The sequence below is a fragment of the Paenibacillus wenxiniae genome (assembly GCF_039822605.1).
Lineage (GTDB): Bacteria > Bacillota > Bacilli > Paenibacillales > Paenibacillaceae > Saccharibacillus > Saccharibacillus wenxiniae.
This window is the reverse complement of the sequence record NZ_JBCGUH010000023.1, coordinates 26,884-47,684: the sequence shown is the minus strand read 5'-3', so window position 1 is coordinate 47,684 and position 20,801 is coordinate 26,884. Positions and strand designations below refer to the sequence as shown.

At 47.4% G+C, this 20,801-nt stretch carries 17 protein-coding genes; 10 read left to right on the top strand and 7 right to left on the bottom strand.

Annotated features, from left to right (window positions below):
* Window positions 1–36: 36 nt before the first annotated feature.
* Complete coding sequence (locus AAHF22_RS22675; protein WP_347327273.1) at window positions 37–402, bottom strand: DUF1304 domain-containing protein; 366 nt, start codon at window positions 400–402, stop codon at window positions 37–39.
* Between the two features lie 470 nt (window positions 403–872).
* On the opposite strand from AAHF22_RS22675, the gene AAHF22_RS22670 reads away from it, so the two are divergent.
* Window positions 873–1,757 carry an NAD(P)-dependent oxidoreductase gene (locus tag AAHF22_RS22670; protein ID WP_347327265.1) on the top strand — a complete coding sequence of 295 codons (885 nt, stop codon included), beginning with the start codon at window positions 873–875 and terminating at the stop codon, window positions 1,755–1,757.
* 167 nt (window positions 1,758–1,924) lie between these two features.
* Window positions 1,925–2,437: a hypothetical protein gene (locus AAHF22_RS22665; RefSeq protein ID WP_347327264.1), complete on the top strand. Its 513-nt coding sequence runs from the start codon at window positions 1,925–1,927 to the stop codon at window positions 2,435–2,437.
* Between the two features lie 120 nt (window positions 2,438–2,557).
* On the opposite strand, the gene AAHF22_RS22660 is transcribed toward AAHF22_RS22665, so the two are convergent.
* The gene (locus AAHF22_RS22660; RefSeq protein WP_347327263.1) at window positions 2,558–3,115 is read right to left on the bottom strand and encodes a 5' nucleotidase, NT5C type; all 558 of its coding nucleotides are present in this window, start codon (window positions 3,113–3,115) and stop codon (window positions 2,558–2,560) included.
* Window positions 3,116–3,664: 549 nt separating this feature from the next.
* Window positions 3,665–4,312: a uridine kinase gene (gene udk, locus AAHF22_RS22655; RefSeq protein ID WP_347327262.1), complete on the bottom strand. Its 648-nt coding sequence runs from the start codon at window positions 4,310–4,312 to the stop codon at window positions 3,665–3,667.
* A gap of 532 nt (window positions 4,313–4,844) precedes the next feature.
* On the opposite strand from udk, the gene AAHF22_RS22650 reads away from it, so the two are divergent.
* Complete coding sequence (locus tag AAHF22_RS22650) at window positions 4,845–6,080, top strand: Zn-dependent hydrolase (RefSeq protein ID WP_347327261.1); 1,236 nt, start codon at window positions 4,845–4,847, stop codon at window positions 6,078–6,080.
* 122 nt (window positions 6,081–6,202) lie between these two features.
* On the opposite strand, the gene AAHF22_RS22645 is transcribed toward AAHF22_RS22650, so the two are convergent.
* Both AAHF22_RS22645 and AAHF22_RS22640 read right to left on the bottom strand, forming a co-directional pair.
* Complete coding sequence (locus AAHF22_RS22645; protein WP_347327260.1) at window positions 6,203–6,739, bottom strand: chromate transporter; 537 nt, start codon at window positions 6,737–6,739, stop codon at window positions 6,203–6,205.
* Between the two features lie 41 nt (window positions 6,740–6,780).
* Window positions 6,781–7,449, bottom strand: coding sequence for a chromate transporter (locus AAHF22_RS22640; RefSeq protein WP_347327259.1), 669 nt, complete (start codon window positions 7,447–7,449; stop codon window positions 6,781–6,783).
* A 543-nt stretch (window positions 7,450–7,992) separates the two neighbouring features.
* Between AAHF22_RS22640 and AAHF22_RS22635 the strand changes: the two genes are divergently transcribed.
* The 4 genes from AAHF22_RS22635 to AAHF22_RS22620 all read left to right on the top strand — a co-directional run bounded on the left by AAHF22_RS22635 (window position 7,993) and on the right by AAHF22_RS22620 (window position 11,404).
* Complete coding sequence (locus tag AAHF22_RS22635; RefSeq protein ID WP_347327257.1) at window positions 7,993–8,481, top strand: PTS sugar transporter subunit IIA; 489 nt, start codon at window positions 7,993–7,995, stop codon at window positions 8,479–8,481.
* 401 nt (window positions 8,482–8,882) lie between these two features.
* Window positions 8,883–9,713, top strand: a complete 831-nt coding sequence (locus tag AAHF22_RS22630; protein ID WP_347327256.1) for an endonuclease/exonuclease/phosphatase family protein — start codon at window positions 8,883–8,885, stop codon at window positions 9,711–9,713.
* 52 nt (window positions 9,714–9,765) lie between these two features.
* Window positions 9,766–10,425, top strand: a complete 660-nt coding sequence (locus AAHF22_RS22625) for a peptide-methionine (S)-S-oxide reductase (protein WP_347327255.1) — start codon at window positions 9,766–9,768, stop codon at window positions 10,423–10,425.
* A complete protein-coding gene (locus AAHF22_RS22620; protein ID WP_347327254.1) occupies window positions 10,415–11,404 on the top strand; it encodes a LacI family DNA-binding transcriptional regulator in 990 nt (329 codons plus the stop codon). The genes AAHF22_RS22625 and AAHF22_RS22620 overlap by 11 nt, the downstream gene beginning before the upstream one ends.
* A gap of 430 nt (window positions 11,405–11,834) precedes the next feature.
* Here the strand turns inward: AAHF22_RS22620 and AAHF22_RS22615 are convergent, their stop codons facing one another.
* Both AAHF22_RS22615 and AAHF22_RS22610 read right to left on the bottom strand, forming a co-directional pair.
* A complete protein-coding gene (locus AAHF22_RS22615; protein ID WP_347327253.1) occupies window positions 11,835–15,038 on the bottom strand; it encodes a DEAD/DEAH box helicase in 3,204 nt (1,067 codons plus the stop codon).
* On the bottom strand, window positions 15,035–16,294 hold the full coding sequence (locus AAHF22_RS22610; RefSeq protein ID WP_347327252.1) for a hypothetical protein: 1,260 nt from the start codon (window positions 16,292–16,294) through the stop codon (window positions 15,035–15,037). Before AAHF22_RS22610 ends, AAHF22_RS22615 begins: the two co-directional genes overlap by 4 nt.
* A 257-nt stretch (window positions 16,295–16,551) precedes the next feature.
* Between AAHF22_RS22610 and AAHF22_RS22605 the strand changes: the two genes are divergently transcribed.
* The 3 genes from AAHF22_RS22605 (at window position 16,552) to AAHF22_RS22595 (ending at window position 20,766) form a co-directional block, all read left to right on the top strand.
* Window positions 16,552–17,874: a diguanylate cyclase domain-containing protein gene (locus AAHF22_RS22605; protein WP_347327251.1), complete on the top strand. Its 1,323-nt coding sequence runs from the start codon at window positions 16,552–16,554 to the stop codon at window positions 17,872–17,874.
* Window positions 17,875–18,103: 229 nt separating this feature from the next.
* Complete coding sequence (locus AAHF22_RS22600) at window positions 18,104–18,736, top strand: LysE family translocator (RefSeq protein WP_347327250.1); 633 nt, start codon at window positions 18,104–18,106, stop codon at window positions 18,734–18,736.
* A 443-nt stretch (window positions 18,737–19,179) separates the two neighbouring features.
* Window positions 19,180–20,766, top strand: coding sequence for a response regulator (locus AAHF22_RS22595; protein ID WP_347327249.1), 1,587 nt, complete (start codon window positions 19,180–19,182; stop codon window positions 20,764–20,766).
* Window positions 20,767–20,801: the final 35 nt, after the last annotated feature.

The window sequence follows — 20,801 nt, the reverse complement described above, 5'->3', positions numbered from 1 at the left end:
TGCCGCTCCATTGCGCAGCAGTTATTACCCTGAACGTTAGTGGCTTAGCAGTACGAGGATCAATGCGATTACCGCAGGCAAACCTTGCATAATCAAAATCGAGCGCTTTACGCTCAAACCGCCATACAGCGCAGCGATGATCACACACGCAAGGAAGAAAATCGCGAGCTGGTACGCAATATGGGCATCTGGATGCAGAAGCGACCAGATCAGTCCGGCTGCGAGAAAGCCGTTATACAGCCCTTGATTGGCTGCCATCGAGCGCGTAAGCTGGGCGTGCTCGGGATTGGTGCCAAACGTCTTCATCACACGCGGAGTCGTCCACAAAAACATCTCCATCACAAGGATATACAGATGCTCCAGCGCAACGATAGCAATCATAATCGAAGCCAAAATCATCAGCATGAGAATTCCATCCTTTCGATACGATCCATACGGATCAAGTCATCATTATAGGTTGATCATAAGCGCCACGGGTCTGCAAATCAAAGGAAGAAGTAATAGACAGTGGCAGATGCAGCGATGTTCCTTTGAGCAACAGGATCATCCATCTATATCGATCCATCTATGCCGTACAAAGTACCTAGTCTCGTCTGCATCAACTCCAATCGGTATGTACTCATAGCTGTCCTTTGCAGTCCGCTTGCTTGTTTATTTTACCACAGCTGCACAGAGTGAAAACGGCAATATATGAAGTGAAGCATATCGGAATATCGTAGTGAATATGTGCAACAGGTGGATTTCGCAGTCTGGAGCGTTCAGGTGTGCTTGCGATCATCTACATGACGTCCCCGATACCGAACGGCGAAGCTGCATCAGTCATGCTATACTTTGATGAGAAGGCATCGCTAACACATAAGGAGGCAATAAGGATGGCAATGGAAGCAGCGACAACATCAGTAGGCTTTATCGGAATCGGTGTTATGGGGAAAAGCATGGCGCGTCATCTCAAGCAAGCAGGCTATCCGCTGCATGTGTATACACGTACAGCGGCGTCTGCCCAAGAGCTGGTAGATGAAGGTGCAACATGGCATGAGACACCGGGCGCACTGGCAGCAGCGTGCCATGTGATCATTACGATGGTTGGTTATCCGAAAGATGTAGAAGATGTATACCTCGGTTCAAACGGAATTATCGCTAAGGCAGCAGCGGGTACATACCTGATCGATATGACCACTTCCAGTCCACAGCTAGCACAGCGGATTGCAGAGGAAGCAGCTAGCAAAGGTTTGCATGCACTCGATGCACCGGTATCTGGTGGTGATGTGGGCGCACGGGAAGCACGTCTGTCCATTATGGTAGGCGGCGAGCAGGCAGATTTTGAAGCGGTGAAGCCACTGCTGGACAAAATGGGCACGAATATTGTTCTACAAGGCGGCCCAGGTGCAGGTCAGCATACGAAAATGTGTAACCAGATCGCGATTGCCTCCGGTATGCTCGGTGTGTGCGAAGCGCTGGCGTATGCCAAATTCGCCGGATTGGATGCAGAGGTCGTACTGCAAAGCATCGCTACTGGCGCAGCGGGAAGCTGGTCGCTAAGCAATCTCGGCCCACGTATGATCAAAGGCGATTTTGAACCGGGCTTTTATGTGAAGCATTTTATTAAAGATATGGGCATCGCACTGGAATCGGCAAAAGCGATGGGACTGAACACACCGGGACTGGCGCTAGCAGAGTCGGTGTATCAACAGCTCGCGCAAGAAGGATATGACAATAAAGGGACGCAGGTGCTGTATCATTATTTTACAGCGCAATGAAGCAATTAACGTAAGTAATATTATCAGAATATAGCTATCTTCTCAAAGTGGCTATATTCTGATATCTAAATTCACAATTTTTAATTTGGGTATATACTTTAAATGGTAAATAAACTATAATATGAATTGTATAAATAATTTTACATAATAGTGTTGGAGGAAAAATTATGAAGAAATCAAACATCGTACTTTTATCGACAGCTTTAGCAACAGCAATAATTATACCTACCATTGTACATGCTAATTCTCCACAGATTTCTGTAGAAAGCCAAGTAGATTCACATTCAACTGATGAAAATGTTGAAGAAACAGGACCGATTTTTTCTGGTGATCCAGTAACTCCATCAATCATTGCTAATAATTTTTCTGGAACAGCTTCTGGTAGCAAACAAACATCTTCTGCTTTTGTAGTACCTATTAATTATGGTCATGTAAAATTATACTTTTTAAATAACTCATCTGCTGCTACTACGATTTCTGTTACCAATATTAAATCCGGTTTGGTTTATTTTACCAAACAAGTCGATGCCGGATCTTCTTACACATGGAGAAGTATAGATAATTATTCTAATGGAATGCAGTCCGGCGATTATACAGTAACTTACAGATCATCTTCAGCTAACGTAAATGTTAATTATTCCGGCTTTGCATCGAATAATATCAAGGAAGTAGCTAACTAATTATTTGACTTTTAAGTTGTTTAAGAAATGAGTAAAAAAACCTGTACATAAACTTGAGAATAAAGACTCAAGTTTATGCTATAGGTTTTTTTGATTTAAATAAATTGTATTTTTCTTACATCATTCATTTTCAGTCAACATCTCATTCACCAGCTCACTCATCCCCTGCCACGAATCCTTCATCACGAACTCCGACTGAATCGGCAAATTCCACGGGCGTGGAATGCCAATCGTCTTTTTGCCAGCGGCACGTGCAGCCAGCAGATTATGCGGGCCATCGTCGATCAGTACATCGAACTCCAGCAAATATTTGCGTTTAGCGACAAAAAAGTTCTCATACGAAATAAACGGCAGATGGCGTTGCAGCCAGCGCCACTTTTCCGGTACCGAGTCAGGGCGTGACGCTGTAACGATAATCAGATCATGCTGGGCATGAATCTTCTCCACTTCAGCAATCGTGTACTCGTCAAAAATTTCCAGTTCCTCATACAACCCTGGACGTCCAAAAAATACATCTTCCGAGCATTCATGGTGCCAGATTTGGCGCAGATCAAAATTTACGATTTGCTCCATCGTGAGCGGTAAATCAGGGTACAGCAAATTATGATAATGAATCGCCCGTGGCAATAGATGACATAATGTATCATCCATATCAATGGCGACAATTTTTCTATCCAAATCAAAGTCCTCCTAAAAGTGGTATTGAATACGCAGGCTACAAGCTATTTGTTGTCGGTTCATAATCTGTGTTGAAGCTACGCACATGAATAAAGCGATGCCATCATACTTATTGAAATTATATGTTGACGTTATATGTTAAAGCCACACCACAAAGAAGCTGTGTACGAGTCTGCTGATTCACAAGATGATTCGTATAGGTGAAAAGACTACTCTTCTCATCTTAGTTTTTATTACCAGTTGTCGCAACAATAACTGGAAAATTGATCATGATCATGCAGTACGATAACCAAGTAAGAAGGCTAAAATACATAACTATAGCACAGCTCCATGCTCAAACAGAATGAATATCTTCACTGAACAGGCGTAGTCCACCTCTTCGTCCCTTATTTCAAATCAACACCATTATCTTTCTAACATCAGGCTGAGCTAACATAAAAACAAGCACCTGCCCATTCTCTGGCAGATGCTTGTTCGGTTTGATAACGTTAATGAGATCTATAGCTATATGTTATGCTGCGATGATCGGTACGAAAAGGAAGTGTCCGCTCAGTCGGTCTTTTTCGCGCCTGTCCATTCTTCGCCGGATAGGTATTTTTCCGTCAGGATCGACAGCAACTGGATACCGACTTCATTATGTCCGCCTTCAGGGATGATCAGGTCAGCGTACTTTTTGGAAGGCTCGATAAACGCTTCGTGCATCGGCTTCACGGTTGTTAGGTACTGCTGATGAATCGATTGGATGCTGCGTCCACGTTCTTCAATATCACGCAGCACACGACGCAAAATGCGCACGTCCGGGTCGGTATCGACGAATACTTTAATATCCAGCTGCTCACGCAACTTCTCGTCCGACAATACATGCAAACCTTCGATAATGACGATATTGTTCGGCATCAGTTCCAGTCGTTGATCGGTAAAACGAGCATGCATCGTGAAATCGTACACGGGCGCATAAGCCGTTTGACCTTGCTTTAACTCGCCAAGATGCTCGATCAGCAGTTCGTTATCAAACGCGAATGGGTGATCATAGTTAATGAGCGCGCGCTCATCTAATGTGAGATGAGTGTGATCCTTGTAATAATTATCCTGCGAAATGAACGTGACTTCCTTGCCTGCACTTAAACGTTCGATAACGGAGCGTGCGACAGTTGTCTTGCCTGAACCGGTGCCACCGGCAATACCAATAATGAGCATGGCGTTAACATAAACCTCCCTGGAATGAATCGTAATATTATGGTTGGGCATAATGGAAGCGCGGCGACAGAAAATACAGGCTCGACTAGAGTCTTTTCCTGCCGTGCCACCGTGCCGGTAAATGAAGTAATTTTTGCACGACAAAACCAATTTACATTCAGCATCTGACATTGTAAATCCGGTGAAAAATAATCATGATTTTTACGGGACAAAATTTACACACTACTAATATTTTAGAATAGCACAGCTGCGCCTTTTTTTCACCTGATTTCAAAAGGTTTACACAGGAAATATTACATTTTGTCAAATGACATTGAGCTGGATTGCTTTAGTATAGAAGCTATGGAGCTGAACAGAGGATCTGAAATGGAGTAACCGCAGCATAATAATGAGTGGTTGAGCCGCACCATAACGACTGTTTGCAGGAACAGCGATCTCTAATCCCTAGTAGGGTAGTAGATTGCAATCTGTCACAGCAAGCAACAGGCAAGCGATGTTCGATATCCGAAATCTGGCGACTGGAGTGATAACGATGAAGCAGCAGCAACAGTTATTCGTAAATGTAGCACGACTGGAGCAGACGATTGAGGCATTTGCCGATTATGGACGTACCGAAAACAATGGTGTTACCCGACTAGCGTTAAGTGAGCAGGATATTGCAGTACGTGGCTATTTCAAGCATTGCTGTGAAGAGCTTGGTATGACGGTTGCCGTGGATGATCTGGGCTGTATGTATGCGACCTATGGGGGGACAGAGGATGTGCCACCGATTGTCATCGGTTCTCATATGGATACGGTCAAAAAGGGCGGGCGCTTTGACGGTATTCTTGGCGTACTCGCCGGGCTGGAGCTGGTGCGTACACTTCGAGACTATGGCATTCAGCCGCGCATTCCGATCGTCGTTATGAATTTTACGAATGAAGAAGGGGCACGTTTTGAGCCGTCGATGATGGCGTCGGGCGTGCTTGCTGGACGGTTTGATCAAGCAACGATGCTAGCGAAGACGGATTCGGATGGTGTGACGTTTGGAGATGCGCTACAGGCAAGCGGTTATGCGGGAGATGAGCAGCATCGTATGCGTGCAGCGACCGCTTATTTGGAGTTACATATTGAACAAGGCCCTGTGCTGGAAAGTGAGCAACTGGCGATCGGGCTGGTTGATTGTGTCGTCGGGATGGTCTGTTATGAGATAGAGGTACATGGAGATTCCAATCATGCAGGCACGACACCGATGTCGATGCGGCAGGATGCATTATTCGCCACGAATGATCTGATCTGTATGCTGCGAGAGCAGCTTGCACCGCTGGATGAGGAATTAGTGTATACGATGGGACGTATGAATGTGTATCCGAATATCCATACGGTCATTCCGAATCGAGTCGTGTTTACATTAGAGGCACGGCATAAAGATGAAGAGGTGGTACGTAAAGTAGAGGAGATTATTCATGGCTTGCCCAAGCAACAGGGCGGCTGTGAGGTGAAAGCGACACGCCTGTGGAATCGTGATACCGTCTGGTTTGATACACATGTATGCAGCGTATTGAAGCAGGCAGTCCATACGCTCGGTTATTCATATCGAACGATGGCTAGCGGTGCCGGACATGACGCTCAGTTTGTAGCGGACTTCCTGCCAGCGGCGATGGTATTTGTGCCCAGTGTACGCGGTAAAAGTCACTGTGAGGAAGAATTTACGCCGTATGAGCAATGTGCCCAGGGGGTGAACGTGTTACTGGAAGCGGTTATGCTCTTACAGGAGCAATCGAAATGATCGCAATGATCGCAATGATCGCAATGATCCGAATAATATAGAACTTGATTTAAGAACATAATTTAGAGCACGATTCAAAACGATGATCGGAACAGTGATTCAAACAACGATCAGAACGATGATCAGAACAATACAATGCCCATCACTGCCGAACCGAGAATGACGAGCAGCGGATGGGCTTTGTAACGTACAATCGCCAGAAAGACGGCTGCACCGATCAGTAGCGTAAGCCATGTTTTCAGCTCGCTCAGTGCTGACCAGCCGCTGCCGAGTCCAAAATGAATTGCTGCATACGCGATCAAGCCAGTCACAATCGGACGCAGACCATAAAACGATGATTTGATCACCTGACTGCTATTCATCCGATAAAATAATCCAGCCAGCGTGATCACCAGCACGAGCGAGGGGAGCACAATACCGAACGTAGCAATCGCAGCGCCGGGTATGCCTGCTACCTGATAACCGATCAGTGTCGCGCTATTCGTCGCGATCGAACCGGGTGCCATGCCAGCGAGCGAAACGGTTTGACGAAACGGCTCAGCCGCCATCCAGCCGTATTGCTCAGCGTCATGCTGAATGAGCGGAATGACCGCATAGCCACCGCCAAATGAAACGAAGCCAATTTTCAAAAATGAAATAAACAGCTGCCATAACAGCATAGTGCACCTTCTTTATGATGTAGGTAATATAAATACTATAGTTAAATATAGTATTCGATATACGTCGTATTGTGCTTACCAGAACCGCGCTCTTTTTCTGTACGAATCCTTAGGCCCAGCGCCTTTTTCACCCTTACGATGAGCAATCCGATTACCAGACCGGATAAAATAAGGAAGATCGGATTCAGTCCGGTTAATAGCAGGATCGTCAGCGCTGTCGCCGCCACAATAATCGTCGTGCGATCAAATAGCGAGTTTTTGCCCATGCGATAGGCAGCAACCGCAATTAGGCCGATTACCGCACCTTTAATACCTTGAAAAGCAGCCTGCACTTTAGGCACATCGTGGAACAGCGAGTAAAATAAGCTTAATACAAACACAATCAAAAACGTAGGCAATGTAATACCAAGTGTCGCTGCAATCGCGCCGGTCACACCAGCCATCCGGTAGCCGACAAAAGCAGAGGCATTCACGCCTACTCCGCCCGGAGCCGAGCCAGCGACCGATAACAGATCATTCATCTCATCCGGCTCAATCCAGCCGCGTCGTTCTACTACTTCTCGCTCAATCATCGGAATCATCGCATAACCGCCACCAAATGTAGCCGGTCCAATTTTGAAAAAGACCCAGAACAGATCGATCCACATCGCTACTCTGCGCGCAGGCGGCGATGTTGTGGAAGATCCGGTTCGTGCTGCCCCAAATAACATACGTATCCGTCCCTTCTGTATACGTATAGTATATCATCTTTTTACCAAAATGAAATTAACTATAGAAAAACAATTGTAAAAACGACTGAAATAACGAAAAAAAGAGTCTTTCAGAGCGGAATAGTCATTTTTAAAGCTGGATGTTCCAGATGAAGAGGTTGAAATGTTCTGATTCGCTCATCTTTTTACATTTTTGATAAAAAGTCGATGTTAAAGATGTTGAATGAGGATAGAGGTTAAAGTTAAATGAGTATGAAGTAAGCAACAGAATATAAAGCTAGCACAAAATAATAAGCTGGTATAAGTAAGCTGGCATAAGAAACAAAATAAAATAAACACAAGCCAAATCGCCGCCAGCAACAAATACATTTGACAACCGCTTGCATACCCACGTATCATAGAACCCAAAATCCGGTCATGTACCGGAATAGATCTATGAATAGACTGTTACATGTCGGCACTTTCGTCCCTGCGTATGGATGACCTGGACTCAGGATCGTAAGTCAGCGACAGGTCGTTCATAACACTGGAGGAGATGAGAAGATGCTGTCATTTTTCAAAAAGGATAAAACAGGCCCAATCGAAGCATTTGCTCCCATTACAGGCAAAGCGGTCGATCTGTCGAACGTACCAGATCCGGCATTTGCAGAAAAGCTAATGGGTCAAGGGATCGCGATTGAACCACAGGAAGGCAAAGTACATGCTCCCTTTGATGGTAAAATTGCGCAACTGTTCAAAACGAAGCATGCGATGCTGATCGAACACAGCTCCGGTATTCAGGTGCTTATTCATGTTGGTGTAGATACGGTATCGCTGAAAGGCGAAGGCTTTACTGCGCATGTGGCAACGGGTGATAAGATCAAGCAAGGACAATTGCTGCTCGAATTTGATATCGCTCATATTCAAGCGGCAGGCTATCCAGTGATCACACCATTTATCGTGCCGGATGGTCAGGATGAGGTGAAAGGTGTTATCGAACAGCTTGGGAATGTGACGGCAGGCCAGCAACAGGTGCTGACGATCGAGCGGTAAGCAGGATGAGCTGATTGATCGTTTCGTCCGTCATATCGGTAGGCTGAAGTTGAATGATCGGGTGTTGAATTTCCGTCTCTTAGTATAGCTATCCTTGCACGACAGCATGGAGCTAGCGTTTTCGTTTCTATATAAAATGAACTATAATCCTGCCGGAACAGCGATGATCTGGTAGGATTTTTTGCTGTTTCGTTTGGTCTTTAAAAAGCTATGGTATAGTGGAAGCAAGGCGTTTCGGTAGGGAAGCCGAGCGATAGGAATGCAGGATAGACGGGTTTTGCGGTTAATAGAGATAAGAATCAATTTAGAAATACGGTGACAGCATGCTCAGACGTATTGGCAATAAAGGTGTGCTGAACTACATGAAGGATGCTGGACTATACGACGGATGGAGTAGAGCGATGAAATTGTTAACGTTAAATGTACATGGTTGGCATGAAGAGAATCAGCTGGAGAAAATTGGGCAGCTGGCGGATTTTATTAATGAACAACAATTCGATGTGATTGCGATGCAGGAAGTCAACCAGACTGCGGCAGAGCCAGCTGTAGAAGCATCCAGTCTGGGACATTATGTCGCAGCTGATTCGGACGCGGTTATTCGAGCGGACAATTACGCCTATGTGCTGCTGTCGCGGCTGCATGAAGCGTATCACTGGACGTGGATTCCGGTGCATTCGGCATCACATGGCCGTTTTGATGAAGGGCTGGCGATCTTGTCACGTACACCGCTAAACGATACGGTAAGCGGACATGTATCGACTCAGCGCATCTATGAGCATTACAAAACGCGCAAAGTGCTGGCTGTGCGCACAGCGTATGAAGGACAGGCAGTGTGGCTGGCAAATGGTCATTTTGGCTGGTGGAATGATGATGTAGAGCCGTTTCGACCACAGTGGGATCGAGCAGAGGAGCTGCTTGCACCGTATCAGCAGGAGACGATTCTATTTCTCGGTGACTTCAACAATGTAGCCGAGCTGCGTGATGAAGGGTATGACTATATGATGAAGCAGATTTGGCAGGATACGTATACGCTAGCTATAGATAAGGATGCTGGACATACGGTGATCAAATCGATTGCAGGCTGGGAAGGCAATGAGCGTCCACTGCGCATCGATTACATTTATAGCAATCGGGAATTGCTGGTTGAGCGCTCAAGGGTAGCGCTGAATGGTCATCATGGTGCAGTCGTATCGGATCATTTTGGCGTGATGGTGGAGTTGAAGTTGTCTTAACACATCATGATAAAAGTTATGTATAAGCGAAACGGAACAGGAGATGTTCATAATGGGAAATGAAACGATCATACTCGGGATGGGCTGCTTCTGGGGACCGGAAGCATGGATTGGAGCGATGGAAGGTATTGTTGGCACAACTGCTGGATTAGCAGGAGGACAAAGCGAGGAGCCGATCTATCGCCAGCCTGGGGATCATTCGGAAACGGTACGAGTCGTATACGATGAAACCGTACTGCCGCTAGAGCAGTTATTGGAGCGATTCTGGCAACGTCATCGTCCAGCTGCGATCAATGGTTATCGGGAAGAGCCGCGCTATCGCTCGCTAATTTTATGTGCGAATGAGCGACAATTGCAGCTTGCGCTCCAGATGCAACAGGCGGATGACGCACGCAGTGATACGTTGATTCGTCTGGAAACGACCTTTTATCCGGTGGAAGAACGACATCAGAAATATTATTTGCAGCGTCAGCTTGATGTGCTGGAGCAGCTTGTAGAACTGTACGAAGATACGGTACATGTCTGGGATATGAAAGCGCTGGACACAACGCTTGCTGCACGGCTAAACGGATGGAGTCGCGGGCACACGACAGCATCGCGCATTCAGGCGGAGCTACCGCACTGGCCGAAGCCGCTGGATTCATTCATGCAACAGCGCTATGAACAGCTGCTCGTCACGCTAACAGACAGGAGCTTGGTGCATGAAAACTAGCATTTTCGATGTCGCCAAGCGATCCGGCTTGTCGGTCGTGACCGTCTCCCGTGTACTGAATGGAGCGCAAACCGTGCGTGAGAAAAATCGGCTGAAAGTGCTGGAAGCGATCCGTGAGCTGGATTATCGTCCAAATGCTGCGGCACGTTCACTGGCAAGAGGACGAACCGGAACGATTGGGTTGATCGTGACGACGTTACAGGATTCGTTTTTTGATTCGGTTGCCAAAGAAATCACGGATTTGCTTGCAGCCGAGGGCTATTACCTGGCAATCTCCGTGTCGCGTGGGCTGGATGAGGGCGGTCAGCACTATATGATTCAGGAGGATCGTCTGGATGGATTGATTCTGCTATCACCGCTGGAGGAAGAACGCTTTGTGCATGAGTTGAAGGCACGCCATATTCCGTATGTGCTGATCGATAACCATCAGCCTGCGCATAACGCTGAAGCTGTGCAAATCGATAACTATCAGGGTGGTTATGCGGCAGGACGGCATCTGGTGGAGCAAGGGCATCGGCGTATTGCACATCTATGCGGAGAAGAGATGTTCCGCAGTACGGGTGAGCGTAGACGAGGGTTTGTGCAGGCATTGCATGAAGAGGGTATCGAGCCGATCCTGATCGAGCAGGGCGAGTATAGCATCGGTTTTGGCTATACGGCAGCTCAGCGCTGGATGGAATCCCAGCAGCTACCGGAAGCGGTGTTTGCTGGAGATGATTATATTGCGCTTGGCTTTATTAATGCGGTGCTGGAAGCAGGTTTGTCGGTGCCAGGCGATATCTCGGTGATCGGCTATGATGATCAGGTGATCGCTGCCCAGCTACATCCGCTGCTGACTACGATTCGCCAACCCGCAGATGAGATTGCTCGTGCTGCTGTACAGCAAATATTACGTAAAATTACGGACCCGGATCAGCCTGCATCTGGTGTATGTATTCAGCCAGAGTTAATTGTTCGTCAATCAACCGCTGTTCGCTAACAGCGGCTTTTTGCCGTGGTGCTTGAGCTAGTCAAAATAAATAGCCCGGACAGCTGGCTGGAGGAATAGTTTTCCAGTCAGTTACCGGGCATCGTGTCATGTATGGCAATATAGTGAAACTGGTTGTATTTCAGTGTGTACAGTGGATCGATGTATTGGATCATTATAGTTCAATTGAGTGCTCAGTTTGAGCTGACGATAACGATCAGGCTGGGTGTGTATCGTCAGCATACATGATGAAACCATCGGTGTCACTTGCTTCATCTTCGCTATTCATTCCGCCTAACACCCCATGCCCCGGTATCTTGACCCGCTCAAGTTCAAAGTCTGATCTATTCCATTGTACAAAATATATCTCTGTATCACAGTCTAAACGTATCTCTGCTAGGGCGTGTACGTAGACTCATACACATCCTATCGCATATTATCCTTAACTAAATTCACGCCTTAGACTGAACAGGCTTTGCAGCTCGTCATTGGACAGCTCGGTAATCCAGCCTTCTGAAGTGGCGATAATATTATTGCTAAGCTGCTGCTTGCTTTCCAGCATTTCGTCGATACGTTCCTCCAGTGTACCTAGCGAAATAAACTTGTGCACCTGCACATTCCGCTGCTGTCCCATCCGATAAGCGCGGTCGGTTGCCTGATTCTCGACAGCCGGATTCCACCAGCGATCGACGTGGAATACATGGCTGGCAGCGGTCAGGTTTAAGCCGACACCGCCTGCTTTGAGAGATAGGATGAATATATTCGGCTCGCCGGGTGCCTGAAATTGCTCGATCATACGGTCACGCGCCGTTTTGGAAGTGCTGCCGTTCAAATACAGCACAGGTTCATTTAATTCCTCGCTTAATATACGCTGCATCATCTGTCCCATCCCGATATACTGGGTGAAAATCAGACATTTCTCGCCTTCTTCACGCAGCTCGCGTACCATTTCTAGCAGTCGTTCTAGCTTAGCGGAGCGATTGATCAGCGCATCATTTTCCATACTGATTTCTTCCGGTTCCTGCCCTTCTTCCAGCGTCTGTGGCATATGCACCAGATCCGGATGATCACAGAGGAGCTTGAGCTGAGTCAATGCGGATAAAATCGCGCCTTTACGCTTCATCCCTTGCAGCTGATTCACCTGCTGCATTAACTGATTGACCGCCTGATCGTACATCGCACCCTGTTCAGGTGTTAGATTCAGATACGTTTTCATTTCGTTTTTCTCTGGCAAATTGAGCTGGATATTCGGGTCCTTTTTCGTCCGGCGCAGCATAAATGGTTTGACCATCCGTTGTAGCTCCAGCGTCCGCTCTTCATCCTGTTCCTTCTCAATCGGCGTCGCAAAACGATCCTGAAATCCTTTCATACCACCAAGATAACCGGGTGTAATAAAATCATAAATCGACCATAGCTCAGCAAGCCGATTTTCGATCGGTGTACCGGTCAGGGCGACCCGATGCAGCGCATGCAAACTGCGTACCGTTTGCGATTGGCGTGTCTGCGCATTTTTGATATTTTGCGCTTCGTCCAGACAGACGGTCGCCCAGGTGACCGTTTGCAGCAGTTCCTGATCCAGCGATGCGGTAGCATACGAGGTCAGAATCACGTCATGCTGCTCGACCAACTGCTGGAAGTCATCGCCGCTACTGCGTTTGCTGCCATAATGCAGTGCTACACGCAGGGAAGGAGCGAAGCGAGCGATCTCCTTTTGCCAGTTGCCCAGTACAGAGGTAGGGCAGATGACGAGCGAGGTAGGGGTATCCGCAGCTTGCAGCATGGTGCTAATGGAATGAGCATCCCCTGCCTCAGCTTCAGCACCGGATATCGAACGAGCATTTCCAGTTTGCTCAGACTCATCCTCGGCATGACTATGCGATGGAGCAGTCTTAGATGGTCTCTTCGTCGTGCTAGTCGTATCCATAGCATTAACATGAACGGCGTTAACATCAACAGTATTAACATCAATCGAATTGACATGAACCGCATGAATGGCATCAGACAGCTCCATCTGCGCGACACGCGCCGCATCTTCACGAATATGCAGCAGGTAGGTAATCAGCTGAATCGTTTTACCCAGACCCATATCGTCGGCAAGACATGCGCCCAGACCGAAGCGGCGCAGGAAGCTTAGCCATGAGAAACCTTCCTGCTGATAAGGGCGTAGCTGTGCCTGTAATCCAGCAGGAATTGGGATGAGCGGCAATTCATTTTGCTGACTGATCTGACGAATGAGTTCTTCGAGCTGTGCATTCAGCTCTACTTCAATCTCGATGCGCTGCATTTCCAGTAGCTCTTCGTCCTGCTCTTCTTCCTCGCTCTCGGCAGCCTTGCCCTGGCGCATCAGATGAAGCTGCAATACATCCTGAAACGAAAGCCCACGTCGCCGATCAATCCCGCTCATCGCGCGCCGAATTTGCTCTAATAGCTCTGGATCAAGCACGATCCATTGTCCACGGAACAGCGCCAGCCGTTCGTGCTTCTCAGCGAGTTCCAGAAATTCGTCTTCGCTTAGTTCGGTCTCGCCAATCGCTACGCGCCAATCGAAGTCAATCAGCGCATCCAGTCCGAAGAACGATTTACCGGTACGCTTCTCCTCGTCTTCGCTTATTTTCGCCTTGAGCTTTGGTCGTTTGCGACGGGCCGTTTCCCACCACGCTGGCAATAGAACGAGCCAGCCTGCCTGTAATAGCCGATTGCTATATTGCGATAAAAAGCGCCATGCCTGTTCATTGTTCAGGCTGCGTCCGATCATATCGTCATCGGTGCCGAATTGCTGAATCGGCAGTACCGCACGTAGCTGCTCACGCCAGTTGGTAGAGCGATCCCCAATCGGCGCTTCCCAGCCAGTTGGCCAATCACCGTGTGCACTTCCATCGAGTCGTAACTGTACCGGCACAAGATGGGTCTCATCCTGTTTGTCCTGTAGCACCAGCCGTAGCCGCCAGCCACTATTCGTATCCTCCGGCTCTAACAGTTGCAGAGCAGGACGGAACGGTGCCATATCGCTTTTCCAGCCGATGGTGACGAGCCATGTCGATTCGTCCAGTCCAGCGGTGCTATTGTTACGATCAAATAAGGCCGGAAATTCGCGCCGCAGATCGGCATTTTCCGCTTCCGAATTGTAGTATTGTTCCGATACGGCTGCTGAGAAGGCAGCTTGCAATCCAGCCAGTAATTCTGGCGACACATCGTGTTTGAGCGTGCTTTGCAGCGCCTGACGTTGCGCGCGCGGCACTGTTCGTAACAGCTGTTCTGCATCCCATTTCCACTGCAAACGGCCGCGTCGATAGGCTGCCAGTGAGGGCAGGTACTTTTTCTCGTTCAGACAGGCAAGTAGCGCAGGGGCGAGCTGGCGTAACGTTGCCGCTTCGTCCTCCCAGCTCCAGCGCACATGATGAAGTAGCTCTGCCTCTGCAAAAAAAGGGATGACCTGTTCGGCAGGCAGTACGATCAGCTCGACTTCAGGTGTCTGCTCCGTTTGCAGTTCCGTACCGTAAAAAGATGGCTCATGCCAGGCGAACAATAGCTGTTTTAAATACATTGCTGGCACGAGTCCATACGCTTCTTTGGTGCCATAAATCAGGGCATCGCCATATTCACTCAAGCCGACTCGTACACTGATGTGTTGCAAATGATGACTCATGGAATTAGCTTTCCTTTCCTTAATTCTTCCTGCAATGCGCGCAATCGACTGTGTCGGGCGGCGAATTGCTCGATATAATGCTGCCAGCGTTCCTCCTGCTTGAGACGTCCGTACAGCTTGGACAGCCGCTTGAGCAGTTTGACCGCCGCCTTGTAGCCATCGCGGTTTTTATGTGACATATGACGTTCAACCGCCTGATGATAAAAAGGCAATAGCAGCTGCGGAGCGCCTGTTTCTACAGGCTTTAGCTCGGTCACTTTATAGTTTGCCGGATCGCGTCCAGAAGACAACTGGTAATCCATCCAGCGTGCATATTTGCCATACGATAGCAATTTATCTTCATACATCCGTCCACCGAGCGGCAACAGACTTTCCAGCGCGCTCCACATCTGTGGCTCCGCATCTGGCAAATGACGTACAGCGGCATCCCAGTGATCGGCATATGATTGTAGCTCGGAATATTGTCTGCGCAAAATCGGCGCCATCGCATTCAGCCACCATACGAGCCGCTCCCATTGTTCGCTCGCCGCCAGTTCGCCGGTCAGATCCGGCAAACGTTCCGGGTAAAAATCATGCCGCGCGGCAGCCTCGTTAATATAACGAAGCGCCTGTTCATCCTGTGCCAGCGAAAAGTAAATATAACTTTGCGCCAGCAGCAGCGAATGATGAGCAAAACGCGTGTGCGGCGAACCGGACAGCGGCTGTTTATCTCGCGCTGCGGCTTCAGTAGCAATCTCATCCAGTATATGCTGTTCACGCTCTATGCGCTCTAAGCTATCCGGTAGCGGACGCGCCCAGCAGCGCCAGAACAAATAATAACTATTTAATAACGTATACGTATCTCGTACTTCGGCAAGCATATCTCCACGTAACACAGCGAGCAATTCCGTCCATTGCTGCCGCTCTCGATCCGTCGTCATCGGCTGTAGCGGTTCGCTGAACAGCTGATCGATCCGGCTCTGTACTTCGCCTGCTGCCAGCCGGGTATGATAACCGAGCGATAGCGGCGATGTGCCGGTCGTCTTGTGCAGCGGCAACATGACCTTGCTATAGATAGTTAGCTCTGTCAGCAATTGATAGAACTGGCGTGAGACAGCGGAAAGACCGGCTGGTCTTAGCTGTAACGCAATCTCCAGCGCCTGCTCGGTATAGGTCACATTACGGATATTCGTTTCAATCGCAATCAATGCTTCGCGAATATGCTGCTGCCACACAGCTACCGTTAGCTCTGCCGGTTGGGAAGAGTTTGAATTCATAGATATCCATCTCCTGCATCAGTTCAACTTTGATATCTCTTTATTATATCATTTGCAGACTGGATAAAGCTTGTTATTACACACTTCTCGCTAGGAATATAGGCTTATTTACCGGATAGCACTCTAAAGCAGACCTTTAGTTGCCGATAATAGAATACACAAGCTAGTGTTGTATCATCGATGTTGTTGTAGAGCATTAGATACTTCGTCTATAGAGGCAGCGAAGTTGCACTTATTTTTTGGAAAGGAGAATCGGAATGGAATTCTCCAATGATTTTTTGACGATGCACAACAGTGAAGCAGAGCTTCGCTTTTTGATTGATATGATTCCTGAACTGATCGTACTCAAAGATGGAGAAGGACGCTGGTTGATGTGCAATCAATCCGTGCGAGAGCTTCTGCAATTGAGCGAATCAGAATATAGATATAAAACGGATCGAGAAATAGCCGACCGTTATCCGACATTGCGCGGCATTATGGAATATAATCATGTGACCGATGAGCAGACGTGGAACAAAGCGGCTACGCTTATTGTAGAGAGATCATTTGAGGAATATGGTCACTCTCAGGACTTATGGGAGATTGTTAAAACGCCGACTTTCGATAAGCACGGGAATCGAGAGCGCTTGATGTCAGTTAGCCGCAATATTATGCAGCGACGATTAATCGAGAAGAAGCTGCATGAAAGCCAGGAGCGGTTTCGTTTTATCGCTGAAAATATAACTGATATCGTGACCATTTTTACGATGGATCGGCAGATTGATTATTTATCTCCCTCGTTGAAAACGATGCTTGGTTATGATATCGTGGTTGCGATGAAGCAACCGCGTTTTTCGGTCATTCATCCAGATGATGTGGCGCGTTTTGTACATGCGTTTGAAGCGATATTTTCCGGCGAGTTAATGCAATCCAAAGTCGAGTGCAGGTATCGTCATATCCAGGGGCATTATATCTGGTTTGAGATGAGCATGTCCCGTGTAAGTCATGACGATGGAGAAGAGTATGTGCTTGTAGTTGGAAGAGATATTAGCGAACGCAAAATACATGAGCAGCAATTGAACTCGCTCGCCTACATGGACCCACTCACAGGCGTGCCAAATCGCCGTTATTTGATGAAGCAGCTGGAGCAGGATATTCAGACCGCTTGTCAACACCATACGCTTGTTGGCGTATTATATCTGGATATAGATCACTTCAAACAGGTAAATGATACGTTAGGACATGAGCAGGGGGATCAGCTGCTTATTCAGATGGTGGAGCGCATTACCGCTGAACTGGGACCAGTGGATACGATTGCTCGGATCGGTGGCGATGAATTTATTGTCGTGCTACCGATTATGACGGATCGTAGTCAGATTGCCTGGGTGGCGCAGACGATATGTGAGGTATTGCAGCAGCCATGGAAGCTTGCACATGGCTCTATTATGACCAGTTCTTCCATCGGCATTGCCATCTATCCGCACGATTCTGTAGGTGCCACCGATCTGATTCGCTATGCAGATAAGGCATTGTACGAAGCGAAGCGTGCCGGAAAAGCACAGTTTGCTTTTTATGAAGATGTATCCGTAAGCGAACGATAAGGTAAGCAATAGGTGAAATTGCTCAAATATTTCAACGACGTAGTTATAATCAGCTTCCAATACGCTTGATTCAGGCGGATGGAAGCTGATTTTTTATAGACTTTTCATACACATTAATGTATGAATATTCAATAATATGAATAATAAACAGAACAGATTAGTATTGTATACGATGTGAAAATTAATTTTATGTATAATGAGACGAATATGATACATAGGAGGTAAAACAATGCTGGACATGACGACGATTGTAGGCTTCGCGCTGGTTGCGCTCGGTATGGTATGTGCGCCAGGACCGAATATGATTTATTTACTATCGCGCTCGATCACGCAGGGGCGAGTAGCCGGGGTCACTTCTTTGCTTGGTGTGATGCTAGCGTTTACCGTGTATATGATGGCTACGATGTTTGGACTATCGGCATTGTTTCATGCGGTGCCTTTATTATATGAGTGGATTCGCTGGTTAGGAGCAGGCTATCTGATATGGCTAGCATGGAAATCGATTCGTCCAGGGCAAGCCTCTCCACTGGAACCGCAGCCATTATCGATCGATTCGCCACGCAAATTGTTTTTGATGGGCTTTATGACCAATCTGCTTAATCCGAAGGCGGCTGTACTGTACATATCGTTATTGCCCCAATTTATTAATCCGGCACGCGGCTCTGTATTGCTGCAAAGTATGGAGCTAGGGTTCATTCAGATTAGCATTAGCTTTATGATCAATCTGCTTATCGTACTTACAGCGAGCACTATCGCAGCCTGGTTGTCGTCGCGTCCGCTCTGGCTCAAATGGCAGCGCTGGTTAATGGCAGGCGTATTAACCGGACTGGCAGCACGGATGGCATTGGACCGTAGCAAATAAGATCATGGTGAAAAGGGAAGTGTGCTGGAAGGCATTAGCGTAATGAACACTGCGCAAACCCTGAATAGAAGAGCGATCATGATCCAAACGTTTATAAAACAGGAATAAAACACCATTTACCAGCGGATACCATTCCACGCAAATGCGGACGAACGGTATCCGCTGGTATGCTTATAGGGTTGCGTAGGCACTTCGATATGGGTTTATTAATAGGTAATATTTAGTTGGAATGTCGTTGTTATAGTAAAACATTTTGTGCCGCTAGTACCATTTTTGTGATAACATAATAAGACAAAATTAGACAAGACGTCTACCTTTTTATGAAAACGTTATCAGCAATAACTTCTTAAAACGCCATATTCACGATTCGTCCCATATTATACACAAATGCTGTTATTGGAATAACTTCAAGCGTAATATCCAGTCCTATAGGGAGTGTCCTGATGAAAGAATTATGCAAAATATTAATCGTAGACGATGAAGTGCTCGTGCGCCAGGGCATCAAGCATTATTTGGTCTGGGAGCAGTATGGCTTTCAGATTGTCGGCGAGGCTTCAAACGGACGCGAGGCGCTGGAATTAATCGATGAGCTACGTCCGCATATTGTGATTACCGATATTGTGATGCCTGTAATGGATGGAGAGGAATTTACCCGTATCTTGAAGCAGCGTTATCCTGAGATCGAGATTATCGTCTTGAGCAGTTATGGAGAATTTAACTATGTGCGCTCTACGTTCCAAAATGGAGTCGCTGACTATATTTTGAAGCCGAAGCTGGAAACACAAGAGCTACTCCAAGTATTGCAAAATACAGCTCGCCGCATTCCGTCGATTCAGTACGATGAAGACACGGGCAGCGAGCAGATTACCGTCGATCATGTGCTGGAAAAATGGATTGCTGGCTTTGAAGCGGAGGCTGAACCTGCGCTGCTCAGCGAGCATTTTCCGTATCCGTCCTTTTATCTGGTCGGTGTGCAGCCGCGGCTGTCCAATCAGGGCAATGGTGAACAGCTAGTGCAGCAGAAGAGTAGTCATATTGCTACGACAAGCGCTCGACTGGCAGAGATGCTGGAGCAAGCAGAATTGCCGCTCGCTTTCCGTCCGGTTGCCGCTGATCCGCAGATCGTCGTTTTCGTGCTCAATCTAAGCACAATTCATTATGAGCAAACGGTAGAGCTATTTCGGAATCTGGCACAGCATATGCTGCGGGAAACGAACACCGCTCAGCTCGCCTGGGCGCTTAGCGAACATTTTGATGGGATGGAGCAGATCGGCGAGGTATATCAGCAACTGCTGAAACTGCTCGATTATCAGTTTTATTTTCCAGAACGAGCACTCATTATCGAATCGGAGCTGCCTGTTCCGGCTGAGGTGCGCGGTGCATTTAATTTGAAGGAATTTACCGAGGAGCTGCGGCGGGATAATTTTAACACCGCCTTTGCTGCATTGCGCGAATATGTACACCATCTGGCAGCGAACTATCGGGCAACACCATTTGAGCTGAAATCGTTTCTCGGTAACATTATTTTCAATATTATTACACTGCTTGGTAACCAGGACTATGATGTGCGTCAGCTGGACGAGGAGAAGTATGACTATTTCCGTGAAATTAATGATGCGCTCGATGTACGACAGACGACTGCGCTATTGAACAGCTTTTTGCAAAAGGTCGATGCACGTATTGCCGAGCGCTCGGGACAGAGTCAGGGTACGACCAATATGAAAATGCTGCTTGAATACATTGAGGAACATTATGCCGAACCGCTGAGCCTGACCGGGTTAGGACAACATTTCCACTTTAATCCGTCGTATTTGTCGAGCTATTTTACGACTCATAATAAAGAGGGCTTTAGTGAGCATTTGAACAAAATTAGGGTGCATAAAGCAGCTGAGATGCTGAAGGATGATCGCTATTCGATTTCGGAAATTAGCGACCGAGTGGGCTATTCGGATCATAGCTATTTTACGAAAGTGTTTAAAAAATGGACCGGGCTGTCACCGAGTCAGTATCGGCGCCAGCATGCACGCTAACGTGTTGAAATCATCAAAAAATGAGTGTGAGCCAG